This is a genomic window from Bradyrhizobium sp. DOA9 (assembly GCF_000617845.2).
Classification (GTDB): Bacteria; Pseudomonadota; Alphaproteobacteria; order Rhizobiales; family Xanthobacteraceae; genus Bradyrhizobium.
Map to the genome: position 1 here is coordinate 1,056,689 of NZ_DF820425.1, position 26,289 is coordinate 1,082,977.

Consider the following 26,289-nt stretch of genomic DNA (forward strand, 5'->3'; position numbering starts at 1 on the left):
CCGACACGATGCGAGCGCCGCTCCTCAACCTGCTGCTGATCACCGGCCTTGCCGGCGCAAGCCTCTTCGCCGAAGAAAGCCTCGCGCAAGCCCAGACGCAAGGTCAGACAGTTGCGCCGCCGCAGACCGCGGCGGTCTCGCCCGATACGATCAAGCAACGCGAGCAGGAGCTCGAGGCCGCGCGCGCGAGGCAAAAAAGCGCGGAAGAAGCGCAGGCCAAGCTCAAGGCCGAGATCACCGCGCTCGGCCAGGACCGCACCCAGCTCAATCAGCAGCTGATCGAAACCGCCGCCAATGTGCGCACTGTCGAGACCAAGATCGACGAGGCCGAGGCGCGCCTGCGCACGCTGAACGGCCGCGAGCAGCAGATGCGCGCTTCGCTCGATTCGCGCCGTGCCGACATCGTCGAGGTGCTGGCGGCCTTGCAGCGCGCCGGCCGGCGCACGCCGCCGGCGCTGCTGGTGCGGCCCGAAGATGCGCTGCAATCCCTACGCACCGCGATGCTGCTCGGCGCCGTCGTGCCGGAATTGCGCGGCCGCGCCGAGAAGATCGCAAGCGAGCTCGGCGAGCTCGTGGCCTTGCGCAAGACCATCGCCTCCGAGCGCGACCAGCTCGCCTCCGACCGTGACAAGGTCAGGAGCGACCAGACCCGGCTCACCGCCCTCATCGAGGAACGGCAGCGCCAGCAGTCCGCACGGGAAAAAGACCTCGACGCCGAAGGTGCGCGCGCGATCGCGCTGTCAAAGCAGGTCGGCGATCTCCAGGGGCTGATCGCCAAGATGGAGCAGGACCTGCAAAGCGCCGCCAAGGCGGCCGAGAAGGCCGCCGAAGCCGCAAGGCAGGCCGAGGCCAAAGCGGCGGCGAACGCGGCCGCCAGCGCCAAACAGGGCCCGGGCGCGTTCAAGGACAAGTCCCGCACCACCCCTGCGATCGCCTTCGCCTCGGCCAGGGGTCTCCTGCCGCTTCCGGTTAACGGTAACAAGATCAGGGACTTTGGCGGTTCCGACGGGGTCGGCGGGGTCCAGAAGGGCATTTCGCTGGCGACCAAGCCCGGCTCCCAGGTCACGACGCCGTGTGATGGCTGGGTTGTGTATGCCGGCCCATTCCGCAGCTATGGACAACTCTTGATCCTCAATGCCGGGGGCGGGTATCATGTCCTGATCGCCGGGATGGAGCGCATTTCGGTCAACATCGGGCAGTTTGTGCTGACGGGGGAGCCGGTCGCGACCATGGGGTCGACCTCTCAGGTCGCCTCCATTCTCGCCACGAACGCAAGTCAACCTGTGCTGTATGTCGAGTTCCGTAAAGACGGTACTCCAATCGATCCAGGCCCATGGTGGGCCGCAAATGAAGGCGAGAAGGTTCGCGGATGATGCGCAAGACTTCAGTAATCCTCCTCAGCGCCGCCACCGGTGCGGCGTTGACGCTGTTCGTGACCCAGCCGCGCGCGGTGTTCATGGGCTCCAGCGCGCGAGCCGCCACCGCGGACACCTATCGCCAGCTCAATTTGTTCGGCGACGTGTTCGAGCGCGTGCGCTCCGATTATGTCGAGAAGCCCGACGACACCAAGCTGATCGAATCCGCGATCAGCGGCATGCTCACCGGCCTCGATCCGCATTCGAGCTACATGGACGCCAAGAGCTTCCGCGACATGCAGGTGCAGACCCGCGGCGAGTTCGGTGGCCTCGGCATCGAGGTCACGATGGAAGACGGCCTGATCAAGGTGGTCTCGCCGATCGACGACACGCCGGCCTCGCGCGCCGGCATCATGGCCAACGACATCATCACCAATCTCGACGACGAGGCGGTGCAGGGCCTGACCCTGAACCAGGCGGTCGAGAAGATGCGTGGTCCGGTCAACACCAAGATCAAGCTCAAGATCATCCGCAAGGGCCAGGACAATCCGCTCGACGTCACGCTGGTGCGCGACAACATCCGCGTCCGCTCGGTGCGCGCGCGTGTCGAGCAGGACGACATCGGCTATATCCGCATCACCACCTTCAACGAGCAGACCACCGAAGGCCTGAAGCGCGAGGTCGGCAACCTCACGAACCAGATCGGCGGCGACAAGCTCAAGGGCTTCATCATCGACCTCCGCAACAATCCGGGCGGCCTGCTCGAGGAAGCGGTCACCGTGTCGGACTCGTTCCTGGAGAAGGGCGAGATCGTCTCGACCCGCGGCCGCAATGCCGAGGAGACCCAGCGCCGCACCGCGCATGCGGGCGACCTGACCAAGGGCAGACCGGTCATCGTGCTGGTCAATGGCGGCTCGGCCTCGGCGTCGGAAATCGTCGCTGGCGCGCTGCAGGACCACAAGCGTGCGACCATCGTCGGCACGCGCTCGTTCGGCAAGGGCTCGGTGCAGACCATCATTCCGCTCGGCTCCGGCAACGGCGCGCTGCGGCTGACCACGGCGCGCTATTACACGCCGTCGGGCAAGTCGATCCAGGCCAAGGGCATCGTGCCCGATATCGAAGTGCTGCAGGACGTGCCGGACGAATTGAAGTCGCGCACCGACACCAAGGGCGAGGCTTCGCTGCGCGGTCATCTGAAGAACGACGGCGACGAGAAGACCGGCTCGCAATCCTACGTCCCGCCGGACGCCAAGGACGACAAGGCGCTCAAGCTCGCCGGCGATCTGCTCCACGGCATCAAGAACAGCGCCTCCGCGGCGCCGACGCCGGGCAACGACAACAAAGCGACGACCGACAAGCCGAAAGCGGCGAACTAAGTCGGCGCCACGCGCGATTCTACGAAAGGGCGGCTTCCCCAAGCCGCCCTTTTTGCTTGGAACTTCCATCGCCCCCGGCCTCTCCCGGCCTGCCGCCGCTTGACCCCGGCGTGGTATCGTCGGCACGAGTGATTCGGGATCGCGCATGACTGAGACGGCCGATGATCTGAGCGCCCCGCTCGGACAGGACAAGCCGCGCCGGAGACGCCGGCTGCGGCTGCCGTTCACCGCCATGCAGCTGCTGGCCGTCCTGCTCGGCCTGTTCCTGGTTACCTTTGCCGGCTTCGCCATCTTCAACAAGGATCCGCTCGGGGGCGAGCCGATCGCCAGGCTCGCGATCCGCGCTCCCTCGGCCACGGACGAGAAGCCGGCCGCGTCCGGCGCCGGCGCAGAGAGCAAGCCGGACGGCAAGCACGAGACCAAGGACGCGCCGAAGCCCGCCGCGCCCGGCGAGCAGAAGACCATCACCATGATCGACGGCTCGACCGGCGCGCGCCACGACGTGGTGATCGGCGCGGGCGACGCCGCCGACAAGAGCGAGGCGGCATCGGCCACGCCTCCCGTCATGGCCGGGATCAATCCGAAGCTGCTGGAGAAATCACGCTACGGCATGATCCCGGTGATTGCCGACGGGCTGAAGCCGTTCAACGTCTATGCGGCCGATGCCGACCGCGCCAGGGCCGCCAAAATGCCGGTGGTCGCGATCGTGATCGGCGGGCTCGGCGTCGGCGCCGCCAAGACCAACGATGCGATCATGAAGCTGCCGCCGGCGGTGACGCTGGCCTTCACGCCCTACGGATCCGATCCCGGCAAGCTCGCCGAACGGGCGCGGGCGCAGCGCCACGAGATCTTCCTCCAGATCCCGATGGAGCCCTACGACTTCCCCGACAACGATCCGGGGCCGCAGACGCTGCTGACCTCGCTCAGCCCTGACCAGAACATGGACCGCCTGTACTGGCACCTCAGCCGAATGCAGGGCTATGCCGGTCTCACCAATTTCATGGGCGCCCGCTTCGTCGCGACGGAGCCGGCGATGCAGCCGATCATCCGCGAGGCGGCCAAGCGCGGCCTCGGCTTCTTCGACGACGGCTCCTCGCCGCGCAGCATCGCGCCCCAGGCGGCGGCCAACCAGGCCGTTCCGTTCGGCAGGGGCGATATCGCCATCGACGCGGTGCCGACGGCGACGGAGATCGACCGCGCCCTCAACAAGCTGGAATCGACGGCGCGCGAGCGCGGCATCGCCGTCGGGACGGCGTCCGCCCTGCCCGTCTCGATCGAGCGCATCAGCGCCTGGACCAAGACGCTGGGCGACCGAGGTATCCTTTTGGTGCCATTGACAACCGCGATGCTGAAATCAAAATCCAGCTAAATCAACGAATTGGTGTGGCACGGGTCTCCTGGGGCCGGCATGCCTTCCAAAAAGCAGGCAAGAGGTCTGGCGGAATGGCGCGTTACGAGGATCTGCCCTACCGCACCTGCGTCGGTGTGATGCTGATCAATGCAAAGGGACTGGTGTTCATCGGCCGCCGCGCCGGCGGCATCGAGCATGTCGACGACACCCATGTCTGGCAGATGCCGCAGGGCGGGGTCGATCCCGGCGAGGACACCTGGGAAGCGGCCAAGCGCGAGCTCTACGAGGAGACCAGCGTGCGCTCGGTCGAGCGGCTCGGCGAGGTCCCGGACTGGCTCACTTACGACATCCCGCGCACGGTCGCGGGGCGCGCCTGGAAGGGCCGCTACCGCGGCCAGCGCCAGAAATGGTACGCGGTGCGCTTCACCGGCAAGGACAGCGAGATCAACGTCGCCAATCCCGGCGGCGGCGGCCACAAGGCCGAGTTCGTCAGCTGGCGCTGGGAGTCGATGAAGAATCTCCCCGAGTTGATCATCCCGTTCAAGCGCCCGGTCTACGAGCGCGTCGTGCAGGAATTTTCCGCACTGGCGGATCAATAAATCCAATTGTCGTTCCGGCTTCGGTGCTAATGCACCCGGGAATGACGATGAGAGATCTACGCGTGACGATTGACAAGCCCTACCGTCCCAACGTCGGGATCGCGCTGTTCAACGCCGACGGCCGCGTACTGATCGGCCATCGCTTCAAGGGCGACGGGCCCGAGATCATCCTGCCGGGGCTCGACTGGCAGATGCCGCAGGGCGGTGTCGACGAGGGCGAGAATTTGCGCGACGCGGCGATGCGCGAGCTCTGGGAGGAGACCAGCGTCGTCAGCGCCGATTATCTCGGCGAGACCGACTGGTTCACCTACGAATTCCCGCCTTACGACGGACCGCAGACGCATCGCCTCGCAAAGTTTCGCGGCCAGCGGCAGAAGTGGTTCGCGCTGCGCTTCACCGGCAGGGACGACGAGATCGATCCGCTGACGCCGCGCAACGGCCAGCCCGCGGAGTTCGACGCCTGGCGCTGGGAGCGGCTCGACCGCGTCGCCGACCTCGTGGTGCCGTTCCGGCGCGAGGTCTATCGCGCCGTGGCGCGAGAGTTTGCGCACCTCGCAGGCTGAACTCTCGAAAACAACCCCATGCACAGTAGCCAAGTGTTTGACACGTCGCGATAAAATGGGCGGGAGCTGCAGCGAGCGCGCAACAAAGCTTCAGCGCCCGCCACTTTCGTGACGAGCGCTGAATCTGTTCAGGAATTTTGAGCTTGAGCCCCGGAGCGGTGCCCCGGGGCTTAGTGCATAGCCGTGGAGCTGAGCTGCTGCTGGATGCTCTTGAAGTGGTCGAGCCGCTCGATGGCGTGATCGAGCTCGCCGCCTTCATGCTCCTTCAGTCCCTCTTCCATCTCCGCGATCGTCTCGGCGAACTGGGCGCGGTCCAGCTCATCCAGCGAGGTCGCGACGTCGGCGAGCACGGTCAGGCCTTTTTCGGACACTTCGGCGAGGCCGCCGAGCACGATGACCTTCTCATGGCGGCCAGCGGTGGTGATGGTGAGGATGCCCGGCCGGATCGCAGCCACGACCGGCGCATGCCCGGCGAGCACGCCGAAGTCGCCCTCGACGCCGGGAATGTCGACTTGGTCGACCTCACCCGAGAAGGCGAGCTTTTCCGGAGAGACGAGATCGAAATGGAAGGTGGCCATGGTGTTTCCGCTTGCTTCGCTTGTCACCCGCGGGCTTGACCCGCGGGTCCATCAGTCAACGAAAGTTCTCTCTCGATGGATCGCCGGGTCAAGCCCGGCGATGACGAGATGAGAAAGCTTAGGCCGCCTCCGCCGCCAGCTTCTTGCCCTTCTCGACGGCTTCTTCGATGGTGCCGACCATGTAGAAGGCGGCTTCCGGCAGGTGGTCATACTTGCCTTCCACCAGGCCCTTGAAGCCCTTGATGGTGTCGGCGAGGTCGACGAACTTGCCCGGCGAACCAGTGAAGATTTCGGCGACGTGGAACGGCTGCGACATGAAGCGCTCGACCTTGCGGGCGCGGGCCACGGTCAGCTTGTCCTCTTCCGAAAGCTCGTCCATGCCGAGAATGGCGATGATGTCCTGCAGCGCCTTGTAGCGCTGCAGCACCTGCTGGACCTGACGGGCGACCGCATAGTGCTCCTCGCCGACGACCAGCGGCGAGAGCATGCGCGAGGTCGAGTCGAGCGGGTCCACCGCCGGGTAGATGCCCTTTTCGGCGATCGAGCGCGACAGCGTGGTGGTCGCGTCAAGATGCGCGAACGAGGTCGCCGGCGCCGGGTCGGTCAAGTCGTCGGCCGGAACGTAGATGGCCTGCACCGAGGTGATCGAGCCCTTCTGCGTGGTGGTGATGCGCTCCTGCAGCGCGCCCATGTCGGTGGCGAGCGTCGGCTGATAACCCACGGCGCTCGGAATACGGCCGAGCAGCGCCGACACTTCCGAGCCGGCCTGGGTGAAGCGGAAGATGTTGTCCACGAAGAACAGCACGTCCTGGCCCTTGTCGCGGAAGTCTTCCGCGATGGTCAGACCCGTGAGCGCGACGCGGGCGCGGGCGCCGGGCGGCTCGTTCATCTGGCCGAACACCAGCGCGCACTTCGACTTCACGCTCGGATCCGGGTTCTTCGGATCGGCGTTGACCTTGGACTCGATGAACTCGTGATAGAGGTCGTTGCCCTCGCGGGTGCGCTCGCCGACGCCGGCGAACACGGAGTAGCCGCCGTGCGCCTTCGCGACGTTGTTGATCAGTTCCTGAATCAGCACGGTCTTGCCGACGCCGGCGCCGCCGAACAGGCCGATCTTGCCGCCCTTGGCGTAGGGCGCCAGCAGGTCGACGACCTTGATGCCGGTGACGAGAATTTCAGCTTCCGTCGACTGGTCGGTGTAGGTCGGCGCTTCCTGGTGGATGGCGCGCAGGCCTTCGGTCTTGACGGGACCGGCTTCGTCGATCGGCTCGCCGATGACGTTGATGATGCGGCCGAGCGTGCCTTCGCCGACGGGAACGCGGATCGGCGCGCCGGTGTCGGTCACTTCCTGGCCGCGGACCAGACCTTCGGTGGTGTCCATCGCGATGGTGCGGACGGTGGACTCGCCGAGATGCTGGGCGACTTCGAGCACCAGGCGGTTGCCGCCGTTCTTGGTCTCGAGCGAATTGAGAATGGCCGGGAGGTGGCCTTCGAACTGCACGTCGACGACGGCGCCGATGACCTGGGTGACGCGACCGACCTGGGCTGCCATTGAATGTCTCCTTCGATCCGAACTTCTAGACCACGGTCAATCGACCGGGATGTTGCGTGTAATGGGTACTGAAGCGCCTTGATCAGACGGCCTCGGCACCCGAGATGATTTCGATCAGTTCCTTGGTGATCTGCGCCTGACGCGTGCGGTTGTAGACCAGCGTCTGCTTGCGGATCATCTCACCGGCGTTGCGCGTCGCGTTGTCCATCGCGCTCATCTGCGCGCCGTAGAACGAGGCGTTGTTCTCGAGCAGCGCGCGGAAGATCTGGACCGCGAGGTTGCGCGGCAGCAGGCGGGTGAGGATCTCGTCCTCTTCCGGCTCGTATTCGTAAGAGGTCGTGTTGGCGCTGCCTGCCTCCTCGACCACCAGCGGGATGATCTGCTGGGCGGTCGGGATCTGCGCGATCACCGACTTGAAGCGCGAATAGAACAGCGTGCAGACGTCGAACTCGCCGTTGTCGAACCGCGCCAGAATCTTCTTGGCGATGTCCTCGGCGTTGACGAAGCCGAGCTGACGGACGCTGCGCAGGTCCATGTGCTCGACGATCTGCTTGTCGAACTGGCGGCGGAGCTGCTCGTAACCCTTGCGGCCGACGCAGAAGAACTTCACTTCCTTGCCCTGCGCGATCAGCGCCAAAGCGCGCTCGCGGGCGAGGCGCACGATCGAGGAGTTGAAGGCGCCGGACAGGCCACGCTCGCCGGTGCAGACCAGCAGCAGGTGAACCTGATCGCGGCCGGTGCCGGCCAGCAGCGTCGGGGCGCCGGGCGAGCCGGCCGCGGCGCTGGCGATGTTGGAGATCACCGCGCTCATCTTGTCGGCATAGGGACGCGCCGCTTCCGCGGCGGTCTGCGCGCGGCGCAGCTTGGAGGCGGCGACCATCTGCATCGCCTTGGTGATCTTCTGCGTCGCCTTGGTGGAGGCGATGCGGACGCGCATGTCTTTAAGTGACGCCATTCTTCGTTCACCCCGGCGGTCTGCCTTTGGCGAGACCGCGACCCTATCTCTCCGTCATGCCCGGGCTTGTCCCGGGCATCCACGTTCTCGTCGGCCACGCGGTTAGACGTGGATGGCCGGGACTTCAGTTGCGAAGACACGCTTCGCGCCTTAGCCCGGCCATGACGACCTTCAGTTACGCGAAGCTCTTCGCGAAGCCTTCGACCACCGACTTCAGCTTGCCGGCGGTGTCGTCGGAGAGGTCGCGGCTGTCGCGGATCGAATTGAGGATGTCGACATGCTTGCCGCGCAGCAGCGAGAGCAGGCCGTCCTCGAACGCGCGCACCTTGTTGATCGGCAGCGGATCGAGATAGCCGTTGGTGCCGGCCCAGATCACGCAGACCTGCTCTTCCATCTTCAGCGGCGAGAACTGCGGCTGCTTCAAGAGCTCGGTGAGGCGCGAGCCGCGGTTGAGCAGGCGCTGGGTCGAGGCGTCGAGGTCGGAGCCGAACTGCGCGAACGCCGCCATTTCGCGGTACTGCGCGAGCTCGCCCTTGATCTTGCCGGCGACCTTCTTGGTGGCCTTGGTCTGCGCGGACGAGCCGACGCGCGACACCGACAGACCGACGTTCACGGCGGGACGGATGCCCTGGAAGAACAGGTCGGTTTCCAGGAAGATCTGACCGTCGGTGATCGAGATGACGTTGGTCGGGATGTAGGCCGACACGTCGTTGGCCTGGGTTTCGATGACCGGCAGCGCGGTCAGCGAGCCCGAGCCATGGTCCTTGCTGAGCTTCGCCGCGCGCTCGAGCAGGCGGGAGTGCAGATAGAACACGTCGCCCGGATAGGCTTCGCGGCCCGGCGGGCGGCGCAGCAGCAGCGACATCTGGCGGTAGGCGACGGCCTGCTTGGACAGATCGTCATAGATGATGACGGCGTGCATGCCGTTGTCGCGGAAGAACTCGCCCATGGTGCAGGCGGTAAAGGGCGCGATGTACTGCATCGGCGCCGGATCCGAGGCGGTGGCGGCGACGACGATCGAATATTCGAGCGCGCCCTGCTCTTCCAGCACCTTCACGAACTGCGCGACGGTCGAGCGCTTCTGGCCGACCGCGACGTAGACGCAGTACAGCTTGATGTTCTCGTCCGGCTGCGCGTTGAGCGGCTTCTGGTTCAGGATGGTGTCGAGCGCGATCGCGGTCTTGCCGGTCTGGCGGTCGCCGATGATCAGCTCGCGCTGGCCGCGGCCGATCGGGATCAGGGCGTCGATCGCCTTGAGACCGGTCGCCATCGGCTCGCTCACCGACTTGCGCGGAATGATGCCGGGCGCCTTGACGTCGACGCGCATGCGCTTGTCGGCCTGGATCGGGCCCTTGCCGTCGATGGGATTGCCGAGCGCGTCGACGACGCGGCCGAGCAGGCCCTTGCCGACCGGAGCGTCGACGATGGCGCGGGTGCGCTTGACGGTCTGGCCTTCCTTGATCTCGCGGTCGGCACCGAAAATGACGACACCGACGTTGTCGGTTTCGAGATTCAGCGCCATGCCGCGGGTGCCGTTCTCGAACTCGACCATTTCACCGGCCTGGACGTTGTCCAGACCGTAGACGCGGGCGATACCGTCGCCGACGGACAGCACCTGTCCGACTTCGGAGACTTCAGCTTCCTGGCCGAAATTCTTGATCTGGTCCTTGAGGATCGCGGAAATTTCCGCGGCGCGGATGTCCATCAGCCTGCCTCTTTCATCGCGTGCTTGATCGAATTGAGTTTGGTGCGAAGCGAACCATCCACCATGCGGCTGCCCAGCTTGACGACGAGGCCACCGATGATCGAGGGATCAACCTTCACGTTCAGCGCGACATCCTTGCCGGTCACCGATTTCAGGGCAACCTTGAGGGCATCGAGATTCTTGTCCGAGAGCGCTTCCGCCACGGTGACGTCGGCCGTCGTCTCGCCCTTGAACTTGGCGACGAGCGCGCGGTAGGCGCGGATGACGTCGACCACCGCGAACAGGCGGCGATTGGCGGTCAGCACTTTCAGGAAGTTGGCGGCGATGCCGGCGATGCCGGCCTTGTCCAGCACGGCCGAGAGGGCCTTGGACTGGGCGTCGGCCGCGAACACCGGGCTGCGGACGAGGCGCGTCAGATCGGCGCTCTCGCTCAGCAGAGCATCGAATTTGTCGAGATCGGCTTTGACCGCGTCGACCACATTCTGGTCGCGGGCCAGTTCAAACAAGGCCGTTGCATAACGGCCGGACACACCTGAAACGGACGTATCTTCTGCAGCCACAGACGCGCTCTTTTTGCTGTCAAACTCGCAAGGGAAAAACCGTCGCCACGAAGCGGCGCCTAGCGATCCAAGCCCTTGGAATTCAAGCGGGACTTCGATTTTCGACCAGCACGGGAGGTGCCGGGCTCGTTAAAATCGCGGCTTTGCTAACATAGCAGGCGCGCAGGTGCAACATGACGCCAAATTAAAGGCATGAGGTTCTCTCGCCAGTTCGTCGCAGCCGCGCGACCCATTGCGCGCCGAGGGGGCGGGCCGAGGCGGCGACCTGCCCCGTCACGGAAACCAGCGCCGGGCCTGACGCGACACCTTCCATTGGTTCCTGCCCCCAGCGCATAGCGGCCATGAACACGGATCGCTCAGGCGTGAATCCGCCCCGCCAGTTCCACGCGCCGAATACTTATCGAATTCTAAACGCTCGCGGCGATGACTTCGCTTTACAGTATTCGCAAGTAATCGAGAGGTTAATAAATCGTTAAAGGCGAATATTACGGAACATCGGCTGAATATCCTGTGACGGTAACAAGATATTTCATGACGACACATACCGGATTTACTGCCCAATTCACGCCTCATTGGGAATCGAAACGCCAATCCGCTCACAAACTGATGGGGGCTCCACTTGCCACAAATGTGGCAATACTAGCTTAGGGACCAATAAATGCTGTCTTTGAAGACGCTGGGCTTTGTGACCCGGCCGCGTACGGCGGTTGCTTTCGTCGCCGCGACTCTCCTCGTCGGTGGAACTGCCACCGAGGCTTCGGCCAAATCCCGGCATCACCGGCATCACCACCGCCACCACGCCCAGACCGAGGCCAACGCGACCTCCGATTGGCGCAACGCCAATGCGTCGATGAATCCGACCTCCGGCACGGGCCGCAGCTTCTCCGGCATGGCGTCCTTTTACGGCAATGAGTCCGGCAGCAAGACTGCCTCGGGCCAGCGCTTCAACCAGAACGCCATGACCGCGGCGCACCGTTCGCTGCCGTTCGGCACCAAGCTGCGCGTCACCCATGGCGGCCAGAGCGTCATCGTCACCATCAACGACCGCGGCCCGTTCATTCGCGGGCGTGTGCTCGACCTCTCCACGGGTGCCGCCCGCGCCATTGGCCTCACCAGTCGCGGCGTCGGCCGCGTCACCGCGGAAGTCGTCTCCTAAGGCGCGATCCGCGCCTTGATCAACGCGCAGTTTTCATCAGTTTGCTGCGCACGAGAAACAAGCCCGCGGTCTTGGGGGACCGCGGGCTTTTTTGTTTGGCCGTCACGGCCCTCGTGTCCCGGACAAGCCGCAGCGCGCAAACGTTGCGGCGCAGAGCCGGGACCCAAAGGCCGCGGAGCGCCGTGCGGCATGGGCCCCGGCTCTGCAGCGCACCGCTGAAGAAGCGCTGCGCTGCGTCCGGGGCACGAGAGGAGGAGGCGCCGCTCTCACAGCGTCATTGCGAGCGGAGCGAAGCAATCCAGAATCCCTCCGTGGAAAGACCCTGGATTGCTTCGTCGCAAGGGCTCCTCGCAATGACGTGGAGAGGGCGGCAGGGCCTACAAGAAGCTCTGCGGATCGACGTCGACCTCGAGCTTCAGATTGCCTGATGGCTTCGGGCAGACCGCGAGCCAGTTGCGTAAGTAGTCCGAGAGATCAAAGCCGCGCGCCGATTTCACCAGGATGCGGAAGCGGTAGCGGCCCTTGATGACGGCGAGCGGCGCTTCGGCGGGGCCGAGCACGACGACGCGCTCGTCGCGCGGCGCCAGCGTCACCAGCTTGCGGCCGAAGCCTTCGGCGCCCGGGCGGTCGCCGGCGGAGATGATCAGGCTGGCGAGCCGGCCGAACGGCGGATAGAGCGTCTTCTCGCGCAGCTCGATCTCGCTGTCGTAGAAGGCCTCGCGGTCGCAGGCGATCAGCGCCCGCATCACGGGATGATCCGGCTGGTGGGTCTGCAGATAGCCGACGCCGCGGCCCTGCTCGCGGCCGGCGCGGCCGATCACCTGGTTGAGCAATTGCCACGTGCGCTCCGCCGCGCGCGGATCGCCGTTGGACAGGCCAAGATCCGCATCGACCACGCCGACCAGATTGAGCCTGGGAAAGTTGTGACCCTTTGCCACGAGCTGGGTGCCGATGATGATATCGACGCGGCCCTCCGCGATCTCGGCGAGCTCGACGCGCATCGTCTCGATCGAGGTGATGAGATCGCTCGACAGCACCATGGTGCGGGCTTGCGGAAACAGCGCTGCCGCCTCCTCCTGCAGGCGCTCGACGCCGGGGCCGACCGCGACCAGCGATTCCTCGGCCGAGCAGTTCGGGCAGATATGCGGGCGCGGCATCGAGAAGCCGCAATGGTGGCAGACCAGGCGCTGGCGGAACCGATGATCGACCAGCCAGGCATCGCAGATGGTGCAGGCGAAGCGATGGCCGCAGGCGCGGCACAAGGTCAGCGGCGCATAGCCGCGGCGATTGAGGAACAGCAGCGCCTGCTCGCGCCGCTCGATCGCGGTCCGGATCTCGCCGGCAAGCCGCGGCGAGATGAAGCGGCCGCGCGCGGGCGGCTCGCGGCGCAGGTCGATAGCCTCGATATGCGGCATGTGCTGGCCGCCGAAGCGCGAGGGCAGCGCGATGCGCTGATAGCGGTTCTTGCGCGCATTGACCTCGGACTCCACCGAGGGCGTCGCGGAGGCCAGCACGACGGGAATCCTGGCGATATGCCCGCGTACCACCGCCATGTCGCGGGCGTGGTAGTGCACGCCGTCGTCCTGCTTGTAGGCCTGGTCGTGCTCCTCATCGACGACGATCAGGCCGAGATTGGCGTAGGGGAGAAACAGCGCCGAGCGCGCGCCGACCACGACCGGGGCCGAACCTTCGGAGATCGCGGCCCAATTGCGCGCGCGGGTGCGCGGCGTCAGCTCCGAATGCCATTCGATCGGCCGCACGCCGAAGCGCTGCGCGAAGCGGTCGAGGAACTGGCCGGTGAGCGCGATCTCCGGCATCAGGATCAGCGCCTGCCTGCCGCGACGGACCACCTCGGCGACGGCTTCGAAATAGACCTCGGTCTTGCCCGAGCCGGTGACGCCGTCGAGCAGCGCGACGTGGAAGGTGCCGTTGGCGGCGAGCGCGCGCATCGCATCCACACCGGCACGCTGCAGCGGTGAAAAATCCGGCCGGCCGAATTCCGGATCGGGCGCCGGCGGCGGCGGAGGCGGCGGCATCGGCTCCACCGTGAGCGTGCCTTCGTCGACGAGGCCGTCGATGACCCCTGCGGAGACGCCGGCTTCCTTGGCCGCCTCGGACTTGCCGTGCAGCAGCCGGTCGGACAGCAGCGCGATCACGCGCTGGCGTGCCGGCGTCAGCCGTTTCGGGGGATCGCCTGTTAGCCGCACGCCGGCGCGCGCCCGCTCGGGGCCGAGAGTCTCGCCCATGCGCAGGCACATCCGCAGCACCATGCCGCGCGGACTCAGCGTGTAATTGGCGACCCAGTCGACCACCTTGCGCAGCTCCGGCTTGAGCGGCGGAATGTCGAGCTTCTCGCTGACCTCCTTGAGGCGGTTGTGCAGGCGCGGATCGGGATTGGCATTCTCGCCCCAGACCACGGCCAGCACCTCGCGCGGACCGAGCGGGACCCCGACGAGGTCGCCCGCCTTCAGCTCCATGCCGCGCGGCACCTTGTAGGAATAGGTCTGGTTGAGCGCGACCGGCACCAGCACGTCGACCATGCGGGTGGCGGGGGCGGTTGTGTTGCGCGGCGATTGGTCCATGAGCGGGGGAATCGGAACCTTTAAGCCTTCAGGCTAGCGCCGCGCGGCGGCCTTAGCGAACGATAAACGAGTGTGATGCGATATACTGTGGGGAATCACCACGTCCAGAGCGCATGAGCAAAGCGGCCGCCCCACCCATCGAGCTCGCGAGCGCCGATCCCTCGATCGCGCAGGAGATGGCGCGCTGGCTTTCGCATCTCGGCGCCGAGCGGCGGCTGTCGCCGAAGACGCTGGAGGCCTATGGCCGCGACCTGCGGCAGTGCCTGGATTTCCTCTGTGCCCATTGGGGCGAGCGCGTCACGCTCGAACGATTTGCAGCGCTGGAGGCCACCGACGTGCGCGCCTTCATGGCGATGCGCCGGGCCGACGACATCGCCGGCCGCTCGCTGATGCGCGCGCTGGCGGGGCTGCGCTCGTTCGGACGCTTTCTGGAGCGCGAGGGCAAGGGCAAGGTCGGCGCGCTCTCGGCGATCCGCGCGCCAAAGGTTGCAAAGAGCCTGCCGAAGCCGCTGCCGATGGCGTCGGCCAAGCGTCTTGCGGACGCCGACGAGCGCGCCGGCGAGGAACGCGAAACGTGGATCCTCGTGCGCGATGCCGCGGTGATGGCGCTGCTGTATGGCTCGGGCCTGCGCATCTCCGAAGCGCTCGGCCTGAAGCGCCGCGAGGTGCCGCGGCCCGGCGAAGGCGACGTGCTGGTCGTGACGGGCAAGGGCAACAAGACCCGCATGGTGCCGGTGCTGCAGAACGTGCTGGAGCTGGTGCAGGAGTATGTCGCGATCTGCCCGTATCCGCTGCCGGCGGATGGCCCGATCTTCGTCGGCGCACGCGGCGGCCCCTTGAGCCCGCGCATCATCCAGCTCGCGATGGAGCGGCTGCGCGGCGCGCTCGGGCTGCCCGACAGCGCCACGCCGCACGCGCTCCGGCACTCCTTCGCCACGCATCTGCTGTCGCGCGGCGGGGACTTGCGCGCGATCCAGGAATTGCTCGGCCATTCCTCGCTGTCGACCACGCAGGTCTATACCGGCATCGATTCCGAGCGGCTGCTCGAAGTCTATGCAAGCGCGCATCCGCGGCGGTGAATTGCCGCCGAATTCTGACATGAAGCTGTCATAGCGCGCGTGCCTCTTGCGCAGGCCGCGCGGTTCGGTCAATCGTGGCGGAACCGACCAAGAGGGGAATCATGAGCGCACATGAAAGCATGGAGCATGCCGAGCACGCCGAACACGCGTCCGGCTCGAACAAGAAGATCGCCCTTCTGATCGCCGTGCTGGCGCTGTTCCTTGCGATCTCGGAGACGCTCGGCAAGGGCGCCCAGACCGAATCGATCAGCAAGAACGTCGAGGCCGCCAATCTCTGGGCGTTCTTCCAGGCCAAGAGCATTCGCCGCACCGTGGTGGTGACCGCGGCGGAGCAGGGCAAGCTGACGCTCGCGGCCGCCGACGAGGCACAGAAGCCCGCCGTGCAGAAGCAGATCGACGACTGGACCAAGACCGCGCAGCGCTACCGCTCCGAGCCCGAGACCGGCGAAGGCACCGAGCAGCTTGCGGACAAGGCCAAGCACGCCGAGCACGCCCGCGACGAGGCGACCGCGAAGTACCACCATTTCGAGCTGGCCTCGGCCGCCTTCCAGATCGGCATCGTGCTGGCCTCGGCCACCATCATCACCGGCATGATCGCGCTGGCCTATGTCGGCGGCGTGCTGACGATCGCCGGCCTGATCATGACCGCACTCGGCCTGTGGTGGCCGCACCTGCTGCATTTGCATTGAGGGGCGTGTGGCAGGGTTCTCTCCGCGTCATTGCGAGGAGCCGTTGCGACGAAGCAATCCAGACTGCCTCCGCGGAAAGATTCTGGATTGCTTCCGCCTTCGCCAAGGCTTCGGCGGACAAGTCGCTGCGCTCGCAATGACGGAGGATAGAGGCGGATGCATCCGGCGCTCACCGCGCCTGGTGCACGCTCTTCCTGAAGCGCTGGATGAGACGCAGCGTGCGGGAGGACCAGCCCTCGCCGTCGCCGGCGATCAATTCGCGGATGCGGCGCTTGATCGGGTCGACCAGCTCGGCTGCCTTGGCGCGAACCCTCAGCACCAGATCGTAGATCCGCTCGAACCAGCGCATCTCCAGCAGCTTGGCGCGCGTCACGTCGAACACGAAGGCGGTGACACCGACGCCGACGAGCTTTCCGAACACGATCGTGAAGAACGCGCTGGTCCAGTATTCGTGCGCGAGCAGCCACAGCCCGACCAGCTTGAGCGGAAACAGCGGGATGACGGGGACCGCGAACACGATCAGCGTCATGGCCGGCGACAGCGCATCGACGCGCTCCGTCAGCCAATGCTTGAAGCGCGCCAGCGGGATGGCCGCGACGACCTTGGCGACAACAGGCTCGAGATGGTCCCACAGCCAGGCTTCGATCAGGAAGACGATCGCAAGCAGGACCCAGACCGGTTGAAGAAGGCGGCGCAGCATGTGTTTCCCGCCCGGTTCGGCGCTGGGCGCGTCGCTACATATGGATGGCCCGCTTGCCGACTGCAAGCGCGGCTTCCTTGACCGCCTCCGAACGGGTCGGATGGGCGTGGCAGGTGCGCGCGAGATCCTCGGCACTGCCGCCAAATTCCATGAGAACACACGCTTCATGGATCATTTCGCCGGCCTCAATGCCGATGATGTGCACGCCGAGCACGCGATCGGTCTTCGCATCTGCGAGAATCTTCACGAAGCCGTCAGTGGTCTGGTTGACCTTGGAACGGCCATTGGCGGTGAACGGAAACTTTCCGACCGTATAAGCCACGCCCGCCTGCTTCAATTCCTCCTCGGTCTTGCCGACGGAGGACACTTCCGGCGTGGTGTACACGACGCCCGGGATGACGTCGTAATTCACGTGGCCGGCTTGCCCTGCGATGATCTCGGCGACCGCAACGCCTTCGTCCTCGGCCTTGTGCGCCAGCATTGGCCCAGCGACGACGTCGCCGATGGCATAGACGCCCTTCAGGCTGGTGGCGAAATGCGGATCGATCTGCACCCGGCCGCGCGCATCCAGCGCGACACCGGCTTCCTTGAGGCCGAGACCGTCGGTGTAGGGGACGCGGCCGATGCAGACGAGCACGACGTCGGCTTCGAGCGTCTCCGCAGTGCCGCCGGCGGCGGGCTCGATCGTCGCCTTCAGCGTCTTGCCCGAGGTGTCGACCGCGGTGACCTTGGCGCCCAGCTTGAACGCAAAGCCCTGCTTCTCGAGGATGCGCTGGAATTGTTTTGCAATCTCGCCGTCCATGCCGGGCAGGATGCGGTCCAAAAATTCGACGACGACGACTTCGGCGCCGAGTCGCTTCCACACCGAGCCGAGCTCGAGGCCGATCACGCCGGCGCCGACGATCAGGAGCTTGCCCGGGACCTTGTCGAGCGACAGTGCGCCGGTTGAGGAGACGATGCGCTTCTCGTCGATCTCGATGCCCTTGAGCCGCGCGATGTCCGAGCCGGTGGCGATCACGATGCTCTTGGTCTCGACCAATTGCGACTTGCCGTCGGCGGAGACCTCGACCTTGCCGGTCCCGAGGATCTTGCCGGTGCCCTTGAGCACGTCGATCTTGTTCTTCTTCATCAGGAACTCGACGCCCTTGACGTTGCCGTCGATGCCCTGCTGCTTGAAGTTCATCATCGCGGGCAGATCGAGCTTCGGCGCGGAAACGCTGACGCCCATCTTGGCGAAGGAATGGCCGGCTTCCTCGAACATCTCGGAGGCGTGCAGCAGCGCCTTCGACGGCATGCAGCCGACATTGAGGCAGGTGCCGCCGAGGGTGGCGTTCTTTTCGACCACGGCGACTTTCATGCCGAGCTGGCTGGCGCGCACCGCGCAGACATAACCGCCCGGTCCGGTGCCGATGACGACGAGATCGTAGGTAGCCATGAGAGAAAGTCCCGTAAGGTTAGGCGTGGTGAGAATGCGTCAGCGTCCCCGCGGTGCGTCAGCGTCCGCCGGACACATCGAGAGTGGCTGCGGTGATGTAGGAGGCCTCGTCCGACATCAGCCAGAGGATGGCGTTCGCGATTTCATCTGATGTGCCGACGCGCTTCATCGGCACCATATGCGCCAGACGGTGGTGTCGGTCGGGCTCGCCGCCCGAGGCGTGGATTTCGGTGTCGATCAGACCGGGGCGAATGCCCGCGACGCGAATGCCTTCGTTTGCGACCTCATAGCCAAGGCCGGTGGTGAAGGAATCGATCGCGCCCTTGGACGCGGCATAGTCGACGTAGGTGTTGGGTGCGCCGAGCCTGGCCGCGACCGACGACAGGTTGACGATGACGCCGCCCTTGCCGCCGTGCTTGGTCGACATCCGCTTCACCGCCTCGCGCGCGCAGAGGATCGAGCCGGTGACGTTGACGGCCATCACCCGCTGGATGCGCTCGGCCGACATCTCGTCGACGCGCACCCCGCTCGTACCGACGATGCCGCCATTGTTGACGAGCGCCCCGAGCGTGCCGAACTTGTCGGCTTCCTTGAACAGGTTGATGATATCGCGCTCCTCGGCGACATCGCATTTCACCGCGACGGCCTTGCCGTTGCTGGCCTCGATCGTAGCTACCACCTCGTCGGCGGCCTTCTTGTTGCTGGCATAGCCGACCACGACGCGATAGCCGCGCGCGGCCGCCGCGAGCGCGGTCGCCCGCCCGATGCCGCGGCTGCCGCCGGTGATGACAACGACTTTATCGGTCACGTGCGCCTCCATGGTTCGACACGCGCCGTCGCGTCAGTTGCGACGGCGCTCGCAAAGCATCGGGGATCAGAGATCGAGCACCAGGCGCGCCGGATCTTCCAGGCTCTCCTTGACGCGGACCAGGAAGGTGACGGCTTCCTTGCCGTCGATGACGCGGTGATCGTAGGACAGCGCCAGATACATCATCGGGCGGACCTCGATCTTGCCGCCGATGACCATCGGCCGCTCCTGGATCTTGTGCATGCCGAGGATGCCGGACTGCGGCGCGTTCAGGATCGGGGTCGACATCAGCGAGCCGTAGATGCCGCCATTGGTGATGGTGAAGGTGCCGCCCTGCATCTCGTCGATCTTGAGCTGGCCGTCACGGGCGCGGCGGCCGAAATCGGCGATGCCCTTCTCGATGTCGGAGATCGACTTGTGGTCGCAGTCGCGCACCACGGGCACGACCAGGCCCTTGTCGGTGCCGACGGCGACGCCGATGTGATAATAGTTCTTGTAGATCAGGTCGCTGCCGTCGATCTCGGCGTTGACGGCCGGGATATCCTTCAGCGCCTGCACGACGGCCTTGGTGAAGAAGCCCATGAAGCCGAGCTTGGCGCCGTGCTTCTTCTCGAACGCGTCCTTGTAGTGGGCGCGCAGCGCCATCACGTTGGTCATGTCGACCTCGTTGAAGGTCGTCAGCATGGCCGCGGTATTCTGCACGTCCTTGAGCCGGCGCGCGATGGTCTGGCGCAGCCGGGTCATCTTGACGCGCTCCTCGCGGGCGGCGTCATCGGCCGGCGAGGGGCTGCGGACCTGCACGGCAGCGGCGGGCTGGTTGACCGGGGTCGGCGCGGAGGCCGCGCGCTCGATCGCGGCGAGCATGTCGCCCTTGGTGACGCGGCCGTCCTTGCCGGAGCCCGGAACGGTCGAGGCGTCGATGCCGGTCTCGGCGGAGAGCTTGCGCACGGACGGGGCGAGCGGCGCATCGGCCGGCGGCGCCTTCGCGGCAGCGGGAGCCGGCGCGGAAGCAGCGGCGGCGGCCGCGGGGGCAGCAGCCTTGGCCGGCGCGGCGGCGGGCTTGGCAGCGCCGACACCGTCGGTGATCTGGCCGAGCAGCGCGCCGACCGCAACGGTCGCACCATCGGCGGCGATGATCTCGCTCAGCGTGCCGGCGGACGGCGCGGGGACTTCGATGGTGACCTTGTCGGTCTCGAGCTCCACCAGGGGCTCGTCGACGGCGACGGGGTCGCCGGCCTTCTTGAACCAGCGGCCGATGGTGGCCTCGGTGACGGATTCGCCGAGCGTCGGCACACGAATTTCAGTCATGGTCTCTTCCTCAAGGGATCGCAGGTAGCGGTCATGAATTCATACGCCATTGCCCGCGAAGGCGGGCAATCCAGTACGCCGTGACTTTCGTGATAAAAACCGAAAAGCCACGGAATACTGGATGCCCCGCCTTCGCGGGGCATGACAGCGTCAAAAACTTCTCAGCTCAGTGCTTCGTCCAGGAACGCCTTCAGCTGAGCCTGATGCTTGGACATCAGACCCGTTGCGGTCGCGGCGGAAGCGGCGCGGCCGACATAACGCGGACGCCGGCTCGCGCCGTTCACCTGGTTCAGCACCCATTCCAGATAGGGCTCGATGAAGTGCCAGGCACCCATGTTGCGGGGCTCTTCCTGGCACCACACCATCTCGGCCTTCTTGAAGCGCGACAGCTCGGCCACCAGCGCCTTCAGCGGCACCGGATAGAGCTGCTCGATGCGCATCAGATAGATGTCGTCGATACCGCGCTTCTCGCGCTCCTCGTAGAGGTCGTAATAGACCTTGCCCGAGCACAGCACGATGCGGCGGATCTTCTCGTCGGGGACGAGCTTGATCGCCTCGTTCGGCAGCATCTGGGCGTCGTCATAGAGGATGCGGTGGAAGGTCGTGCCCTTCGCCAGCTCTTCCAGACGCGACACCGCCCGCTTGTGGCGCAGCAGCGACTTCGGCGTCATCATGATCAGCGGCTTGCGGATCTCGCGATGCAGCTGCCGGCGCAGCACGTGGAAGTAGTTCGCCGGCGTGGTCGGGTAGACCACCTGCATGTTGTCTTCCGCGCACATCTGCAGGTAACGCTCGAGGCGCGCCGAGGAGTGCTCCGGTCCCTGGCCCTCATAGCCGTGCGGCAGGAGGCAGACGAGACCGGACATGCGCAGCCATTTGCGCTCGCCCGAGGAGATGAACTGGTCGAACACGACCTGCGCGCCGTTGGCGAAATCGCCGAACTGGGCTTCCCACAGCGTCAGCGTGTTCGGCTCGGCGAGCGAGTAGCCGTATTCGAAGCCGAGCACGGCCTCTTCCGAGAGCAGCGAGTTGATGACCTCGTAATGGCCCTGCTCGCCACCCAGATGGTTGAACGGCGTGTAGCGGCTCTCGTCTTCCTGGTCGATCAGGACCGAGTGGCGCTGCGAGAAGGTGCCACGCTCCGAATCCTGTCCGGATAGCCGGACGTGGTGATTCTCGTTGAGCAGCGTGCAGAACGCCAGTGCCTCGCCGGTCGCCCAGTCGATGCCGGCACCGGAGTCGATCGCCTTGGCGCGGTTATCGAGGAACCGCTGGATGGTGCGGTGAACGCGGAAGCCGTCCGGCACCTTGGTGATCTTGCGGCCGATGTCCTTCAGCGTCGCAATGTCCACGCCGGTGACGCCGCGCCGTGCATCCTCTTCCTGGTCGGCGATCTTGAAGCCCGCCCACTTGCCGTCGAGCCAGTCGGCCTTGTTCGGCTTGTAGGAGGTGCCGGCCTCGAACTCGGCATCGAGCCGGGCGCGCCAGTCGGCCTTCAGCTTGTCGACCTCGCCCTCGGTGACGACGCCCTCGGCGATCAGGCGCTTGGCGTAGAGCGACAGCGTCGACGGATGGGCCGCGATCCGCTTGTACATCACCGGCTGGGTGAACGCCGGCTCATCGCCCTCATTGTGGCCGTAGCGGCGATAGCACCACATGTCGATGACGACCGGCTTGTGGAACTTCTGCCGGAATTCGGTCGCGACCTTGGCGGCGAACACGACGGCTTCCGGATCGTCGCCGTTGACGTGGAAGATCGGCGCGTCGATCATCTTCGCCACGTCGGACGGGTAAGGCGACGAACGGGAATAACGCGGATAGGTGGTGAAGCCGATCTGGTTGTTGACGATGAAGTGCACCGAGCCGCCGGTGCGGTAGCCCTTCAGGTCGGACAGGCCGAAGCACTCCGCGACCACGCCCTGGCCAGCGAACGCGGCGTCGCCGTGCATCAGGAGCGGCATCACCGAGATGCGCATATCAGGGGGATCGCCGTGCTGGTCCTGCTTTGCGCGTACCTTGCCGAGCACGACGGGATCGACGATCTCGAGATGCGAGGGGTTGGCGGTCAGCGACAGGTGGATGCGGTTGCCGTCGAACTCGCGGTCCGAGGAGGCGCCGAGGTGATACTTGACGTCGCCGGAGCCTTCGACCGCGTCGGGATTGGCCGAGCCGCCCTTGAACTCGTGGAACAGCGCGCGGTGCGCCTTGCCCATCACCTGGGTCAGCACGTTGAGGCGGCCGCGATGCGGCATGCCCAGCACGATTTCCTTCACGCCGAGATTGCCGCCGCGCTTGATGATCTGCTCGAGCGCGGGGATCAGGGATTCGCCGCCATCGAGGCCGAAGCGCTTGGTGCCGGTGAACTTGGTGTCGCAGAACTTCTCGAAGCCTTCGGCTTCGATCAGCTTCTGCAGGATGGCCCTGCGGCCTTCGCGCGTGAACGAGATCTCCTTGTCGGGTCCCTCGATGCGCTCCTGGATCCAGGCTTTCTGCGCGGCGTTGCTGATATGCATGAACTCGACGCCGAGCGTCTGGCAATAGGTGCGCTCGCAGATCGCGGTGATCTCGCGGATCGTGCCGTATTCGAGACCGAGCACGTGATCGAGGAAGATCTTGCGGTCGAAATCGGCTTCGCTGAAGCCGTAGGTGCGCGGGTCGAGCTCTTCGCGGTTGCGCTGGGCTTCGATGCCGAGCGGATCGAGCTTGGCGTGGAAGTGGCCGCGCATGCGGTAGGAGCGGATCAGCATCAGGGCGCGGACGGAGTCGCGCGTGGCCTGAAGCAGGTCGGCGGAGGAGATATCGGCGCCTTTGGCCTGCGCCTTGGCAGCGATCTTGGCACCGACCGTCTTCTCGACCTCGGCCCAGTTGCCGTCGAGGGCGGAGGTCAGCTCATCCTTCGGGGTCAGCGGCCAGTTGTCGCGCTCCCAGGACGGGCCTTCCGCGTTCTTGCTGATGTCAGCCGGCGCGTCGTTCAGGCTCTTGAAGAACTCCTGCCACTCGGCGTCGACCGAGGACGGATCCTTCTGGTAGCGGGCGTAGATTTCGTCGATGTAGGTGGCGTTGGTGCCCTGCAAAAACGATGACAGGGCAAAGGCTGCGTTCGCGTCCTGGCGAGACATACTTGAGTTCCTGGCGATTTCGGTTCGCGCATAACAAACGGCGCTGGCGCCGAGCTCCCCCGACAGGGCTCGACGCGACAGGCACCCTTTACCCTATTTGCTGCGAAACTTCGCCCGGAAAAGCACGAAGAAGTGAATTAGCCCTTCAATTTTTCGGCAAGCGTATGGCCGAGGCGCGCCGGCGACGGCGACACTGTAATCCCAGCGGAATTCATCGCCTCGGTCTTGGAACCGGCATCGCCCTTGCCGCCCGAGATGATGGCGCCGGCATGACCCATGCGGCGGCCGGGAGGGGCGGTGACGCCGGCGATGAAGCCGACCATCGGCTTCTTGCGGCCGCGCTTGGCCTCGTCCTTGAGGAACTGGGCGGCGTCCTCCTCGGCGGAACCGCCGATCTCGCCGATCATGATGATCGATTCCGTCTTGGGGTCGGCGAGCAGCATCTCCAGGACGTCGATGAATTCGGTGCCCTTGACCGGGTCGCCGCCGATGCCGACCGCGGTGGTCTGGCCGAGGCCTTCCTGGGAGGTCTGGAACACGGCTTCGTAGGTCAGCGTGCCCGAGCGGGAGACGATGCCGACAGAGCCGGTCTTGAAGATGTTGGCGGGCATGATGCCGATCTTGCACTCGCCGGCGGTCATGACGCCCGGGCAGTTCGGCCCGATCAGGCGCGACTTGGAGCCGAGCAGCGAGCGCTTGACGCGCACCATGTCGATCACGGGAATGCCCTCGGTGATGCAGACGATCAGCGGGACCTCGGCGTCGATGGCTTCGCAGATCGCGTCCGCCGCGCCCGGCGGCGGCACGTAGATCACCGACGCGTCCGCGCCGGTCTTCTCACGCGCCTCGCGCACGGTGTCGAACACCGGCAGGCCCAGATGCGTCGAGCCGCCTTTGCCCGGCGAAGTGCCGCCGACCATCTTGGTGCCGTAGGCGATCGCGGCCTCGGAATGGAAGGTGCCGTTCTTGCCGGTGAAGCCCTGGCAGATGACCTTGGTGTTCTTGTCGATCAGGATGGACATGAGGTCTGCTTTCGCGAAGCTAACAGAGTGAGGGTCAGTGGATGCGGCGGTAGACGCCGGTGAGGACGTCGGACCAGCCTTCCGCGTCCGGCGAGAACTGGATCTTCAACGAGTAGGAATCCGCATTGATGATCTCGTAGACGTGGCGCGCATTGCCGCGGAGCGAGCCGCGCACCAGTGTCAGGGTGTTGCCGGCCCATCCGCCCGAGGCGGGCGAGGGCGGCGTGTAGCCGAGCGAGTCGTACCAGAACAATTTGTAGGTCCGGTCGTCGCGGTCGAAGGTGAAGAGGCCGTGGGTGGCGAAGACCTGCTTGCCCTCGCGCATCTGGACCGAGTCCTGGATCAGATAGAACCCGTTCAGATCCATGCGCGCGACGGTGCGCGAGGTGGCCGGCCCGCCCGCCGTCCAGCGCGACGGGAAGACCATCTCCTCACCATCCCATTCGCCGGCGAACGCGGCGAGGCGCGCGTGCTCGGGGAGCGGAGATGATGCGGCGAGATGGTCCTGGGCCATGGCGTCAGCCTCCCTTGACGGCCTTCACGATCTTCTGCGCGGCGTCGTCGAGATTGTCGGCGGGCACCACGTTCAGTCCGGATTCACGGATGATCTTCTTGCCGAGTTCGACATTGGTGCCTTCGAGGCGAACCACCAGCGGCACGCTGAGGCCGACCTCGCGAACCGCAGCCGTGACGCCCTCGGCGATCACGTCGCACTTCATGATGCCGCCGAAGATGTTGACCAGGATGCCCTTCACGTTGGGATCGGCGGTGATGATCTTGAACGCGGCCGCGACCTTCTCCTTGCTGGCGCTGCCGCCGACGTCGAGGAAGTTCGCCGGCGCCATGCCGTAGAGCTTGATGATGTCCATCGTCGCCATGGCGAGGCCGGCGCCGTTGACCATGCAGCCGATATTGCCGTCGAGCGTGACGTAGTTGAGATCGTATTTCGACGCCTCGATTTCCTTGGCGTCCTCCTCGGTCAGATCGCGCAGCGACACCGCGATCTCGGGATGGCGGAACAGGGCGTTGTCGTCGAACGACACCTTGGCATCGAGCACGCGGAGCTCGCCCTGCTTGGTGACGACCAGCGGATTGATCTCCAGCATCGACATGTCCTTGGCGACGAAGGCCGCGTAGAGCTGCGCGGTGAGCTTCTCGGCCTGCTTGGCGAGGTCGCCTGATAGCTTCAGCGCCTTCGCCACGGTGCGGCCGTGATGGCCCATGATGCCGGTTGCGGGATCGACCGAGAAAGTGACGATCTTCTCGGGCGTGTTGTGCGCGACGTCCTCGATGTTGACGCCGCCTTCGGTCGACACCACGAACGAGACGCGCGAGGTCTCGCGGTCGACCAGGATCGAGAGGTAGAATTCCTTGTCGATGTCGGAGCCGTCCTCGATGTAGAGCCGGTTGACCTGCTTGCCGGCAGGTCCCGTCTGAACGGTCACGAGCGTCGCGCCCAGCATCTGCTTGGCGAATTCGTTGACCTCTTCCACCGACTTGGCGATGCGGACGCCGCCCTTGTCGCCGGCGGAGGCTTCCTTGAACTTGCCCTTGCCGCGCCCGCCGGCATGGATCTGGCTCTTCACCACCCAGACCGGGCCGGGAAGCTGTCGTGCGGCGGCGTCGGAGTCCGAGGCCTTGAGAACCGCTACGCCGCGCGAAATCGGAACGCCGAATTCATGCAGCAGCGCTTTGGCCTGATATTCATGGATATTCATTTGGTCGCTCCCTGAACCCGCGGGCGGTGACCCCATGGGCCACCTCAGTCTTGTGGCTGGCATACCATATACCACAGGA

22 protein-coding genes are annotated in these 26,289 nt (G+C 65.6%); 8 read left to right on the forward strand and 14 right to left on the reverse strand.

Annotation, left to right across the window (positions count from 1 at the left end; translation table 11 throughout):
• Window positions 1-8 precede the first annotated feature (8 nt).
• The 5 genes from BDOA9_RS04850 to BDOA9_RS04870 all read left to right on the forward strand — a co-directional run bounded on the left by BDOA9_RS04850 (window position 9) and on the right by BDOA9_RS04870 (window position 5,244).
• Complete coding sequence (locus BDOA9_RS04850) at window positions 9-1,373, forward strand: murein hydrolase activator EnvC family protein (protein WP_025032825.1); 1,365 nt, start codon at window positions 9-11, stop codon at window positions 1,371-1,373.
• On the forward strand, window positions 1,370-2,731 hold the full coding sequence (locus BDOA9_RS04855; protein WP_025032826.1) for a S41 family peptidase: 1,362 nt from the start codon (window positions 1,370-1,372) through the stop codon (window positions 2,729-2,731). The genes BDOA9_RS04850 and BDOA9_RS04855 overlap by 4 nt, the downstream gene beginning before the upstream one ends.
• Window positions 2,732-2,876: 145 nt before the next feature.
• Entirely contained in the window at window positions 2,877-4,100 is a 1,224-nt protein-coding gene (locus BDOA9_RS04860; RefSeq protein WP_025032827.1) for a divergent polysaccharide deacetylase family protein, read from the forward strand.
• A 74-nt stretch (window positions 4,101-4,174) separates the two neighbouring features.
• Window positions 4,175-4,681 (forward strand): RNA pyrophosphohydrolase, encoded by a 507-nt coding sequence (locus tag BDOA9_RS04865; protein WP_025032828.1) that lies wholly within the window; start codon window positions 4,175-4,177, stop codon window positions 4,679-4,681.
• Window positions 4,682-4,743: 62 nt separating this feature from the next.
• Complete coding sequence (locus BDOA9_RS04870; protein WP_025032829.1) at window positions 4,744-5,244, forward strand: RNA pyrophosphohydrolase; 501 nt, start codon at window positions 4,744-4,746, stop codon at window positions 5,242-5,244.
• Window positions 5,245-5,414: 170 nt separating this feature from the next.
• Here BDOA9_RS04870 and BDOA9_RS04875 read toward each other — a convergent pair whose 3' ends face one another.
• The 5 genes from BDOA9_RS04875 to BDOA9_RS04895 all read right to left on the reverse strand — a co-directional run bounded on the left by BDOA9_RS04875 (window position 5,415) and on the right by BDOA9_RS04895 (window position 10,594).
• Window positions 5,415-5,822, reverse strand: coding sequence for a F0F1 ATP synthase subunit epsilon (locus BDOA9_RS04875; protein WP_025032830.1), 408 nt, complete (start codon window positions 5,820-5,822; stop codon window positions 5,415-5,417).
• Between the two features lie 118 nt (window positions 5,823-5,940).
• Window positions 5,941-7,374: a F0F1 ATP synthase subunit beta gene (atpD, locus tag BDOA9_RS04880; protein WP_025032831.1), complete on the reverse strand. Its 1,434-nt coding sequence runs from the start codon at window positions 7,372-7,374 to the stop codon at window positions 5,941-5,943.
• Between the two features lie 82 nt (window positions 7,375-7,456).
• Window positions 7,457-8,329, reverse strand: coding sequence for a F0F1 ATP synthase subunit gamma (locus tag BDOA9_RS04885; RefSeq protein ID WP_025032832.1), 873 nt, complete (start codon window positions 8,327-8,329; stop codon window positions 7,457-7,459).
• A 175-nt stretch (window positions 8,330-8,504) separates the two neighbouring features.
• Entirely contained in the window at window positions 8,505-10,034 is a 1,530-nt protein-coding gene (gene atpA, locus BDOA9_RS04890) for a F0F1 ATP synthase subunit alpha (RefSeq protein ID WP_018643886.1), read from the reverse strand.
• Window positions 10,034-10,594, reverse strand: coding sequence for a F0F1 ATP synthase subunit delta (locus tag BDOA9_RS04895; RefSeq protein WP_025032833.1), 561 nt, complete (start codon window positions 10,592-10,594; stop codon window positions 10,034-10,036). The genes atpA and BDOA9_RS04895 overlap by 1 nt, the downstream gene beginning before the upstream one ends.
• Before the next feature lie 658 nt (window positions 10,595-11,252).
• On the opposite strand from BDOA9_RS04895, the gene BDOA9_RS04900 reads away from it, so the two are divergent.
• A complete protein-coding gene (locus BDOA9_RS04900) occupies window positions 11,253-11,750 on the forward strand; it encodes a septal ring lytic transglycosylase RlpA family protein (protein WP_025032834.1) in 498 nt (165 codons plus the stop codon).
• Between the two features lie 377 nt (window positions 11,751-12,127).
• Here BDOA9_RS04900 and BDOA9_RS04905 read toward each other — a convergent pair whose 3' ends face one another.
• Window positions 12,128-14,332: a primosomal protein N' gene (locus BDOA9_RS04905; RefSeq protein WP_025032835.1), complete on the reverse strand. Its 2,205-nt coding sequence runs from the start codon at window positions 14,330-14,332 to the stop codon at window positions 12,128-12,130.
• Window positions 14,333-14,445: 113 nt separating this feature from the next.
• Between BDOA9_RS04905 and BDOA9_RS04910 the strand changes: the two genes are divergently transcribed.
• Window positions 14,446-15,411: a tyrosine recombinase XerC gene (locus BDOA9_RS04910; RefSeq protein ID WP_025032836.1), complete on the forward strand. Its 966-nt coding sequence runs from the start codon at window positions 14,446-14,448 to the stop codon at window positions 15,409-15,411.
• A gap of 101 nt (window positions 15,412-15,512) precedes the next feature.
• Complete coding sequence (locus tag BDOA9_RS04915; RefSeq protein ID WP_025032837.1) at window positions 15,513-16,100, forward strand: DUF4337 domain-containing protein; 588 nt, start codon at window positions 15,513-15,515, stop codon at window positions 16,098-16,100.
• Between the two features lie 169 nt (window positions 16,101-16,269).
• On the opposite strand, the gene BDOA9_RS04920 is transcribed toward BDOA9_RS04915, so the two are convergent.
• The 8 genes from BDOA9_RS04920 to sucC all read right to left on the reverse strand — a co-directional run bounded on the left by BDOA9_RS04920 (window position 16,270) and on the right by sucC (window position 26,210).
• Window positions 16,270-16,800: a hypothetical protein gene (locus BDOA9_RS04920; RefSeq protein WP_025032838.1), complete on the reverse strand. Its 531-nt coding sequence runs from the start codon at window positions 16,798-16,800 to the stop codon at window positions 16,270-16,272.
• A gap of 34 nt (window positions 16,801-16,834) precedes the next feature.
• On the reverse strand, window positions 16,835-18,235 hold the full coding sequence (gene lpdA / locus BDOA9_RS04925) for a dihydrolipoyl dehydrogenase (RefSeq protein WP_025032839.1): 1,401 nt from the start codon (window positions 18,233-18,235) through the stop codon (window positions 16,835-16,837).
• 58 nt (window positions 18,236-18,293) lie between these two features.
• On the reverse strand, window positions 18,294-19,055 hold the full coding sequence (locus tag BDOA9_RS04930) for an SDR family oxidoreductase (protein ID WP_152033132.1): 762 nt from the start codon (window positions 19,053-19,055) through the stop codon (window positions 18,294-18,296).
• A gap of 54 nt (window positions 19,056-19,109) precedes the next feature.
• Complete coding sequence (odhB, locus tag BDOA9_RS04935; RefSeq protein WP_025032841.1) at window positions 19,110-20,351, reverse strand: 2-oxoglutarate dehydrogenase complex dihydrolipoyllysine-residue succinyltransferase; 1,242 nt, start codon at window positions 20,349-20,351, stop codon at window positions 19,110-19,112.
• A gap of 161 nt (window positions 20,352-20,512) precedes the next feature.
• Window positions 20,513-23,470, reverse strand: a complete 2,958-nt coding sequence (locus BDOA9_RS04940) for a 2-oxoglutarate dehydrogenase E1 component (RefSeq protein ID WP_025032842.1) — start codon at window positions 23,468-23,470, stop codon at window positions 20,513-20,515.
• Between the two features lie 137 nt (window positions 23,471-23,607).
• Entirely contained in the window at window positions 23,608-24,492 is an 885-nt protein-coding gene (gene sucD / locus BDOA9_RS04945) for a succinate--CoA ligase subunit alpha (RefSeq protein ID WP_025032843.1), read from the reverse strand.
• Between the two features lie 34 nt (window positions 24,493-24,526).
• A complete protein-coding gene (locus BDOA9_RS04950; protein WP_025032844.1) occupies window positions 24,527-25,006 on the reverse strand; it encodes a DUF1579 family protein in 480 nt (159 codons plus the stop codon).
• Window positions 25,007-25,010: 4 nt separating this feature from the next.
• Window positions 25,011-26,210, reverse strand: a complete 1,200-nt coding sequence (sucC, locus tag BDOA9_RS04955; RefSeq protein WP_025032845.1) for an ADP-forming succinate--CoA ligase subunit beta — start codon at window positions 26,208-26,210, stop codon at window positions 25,011-25,013.
• Window positions 26,211-26,289 lie beyond the last annotated feature (79 nt).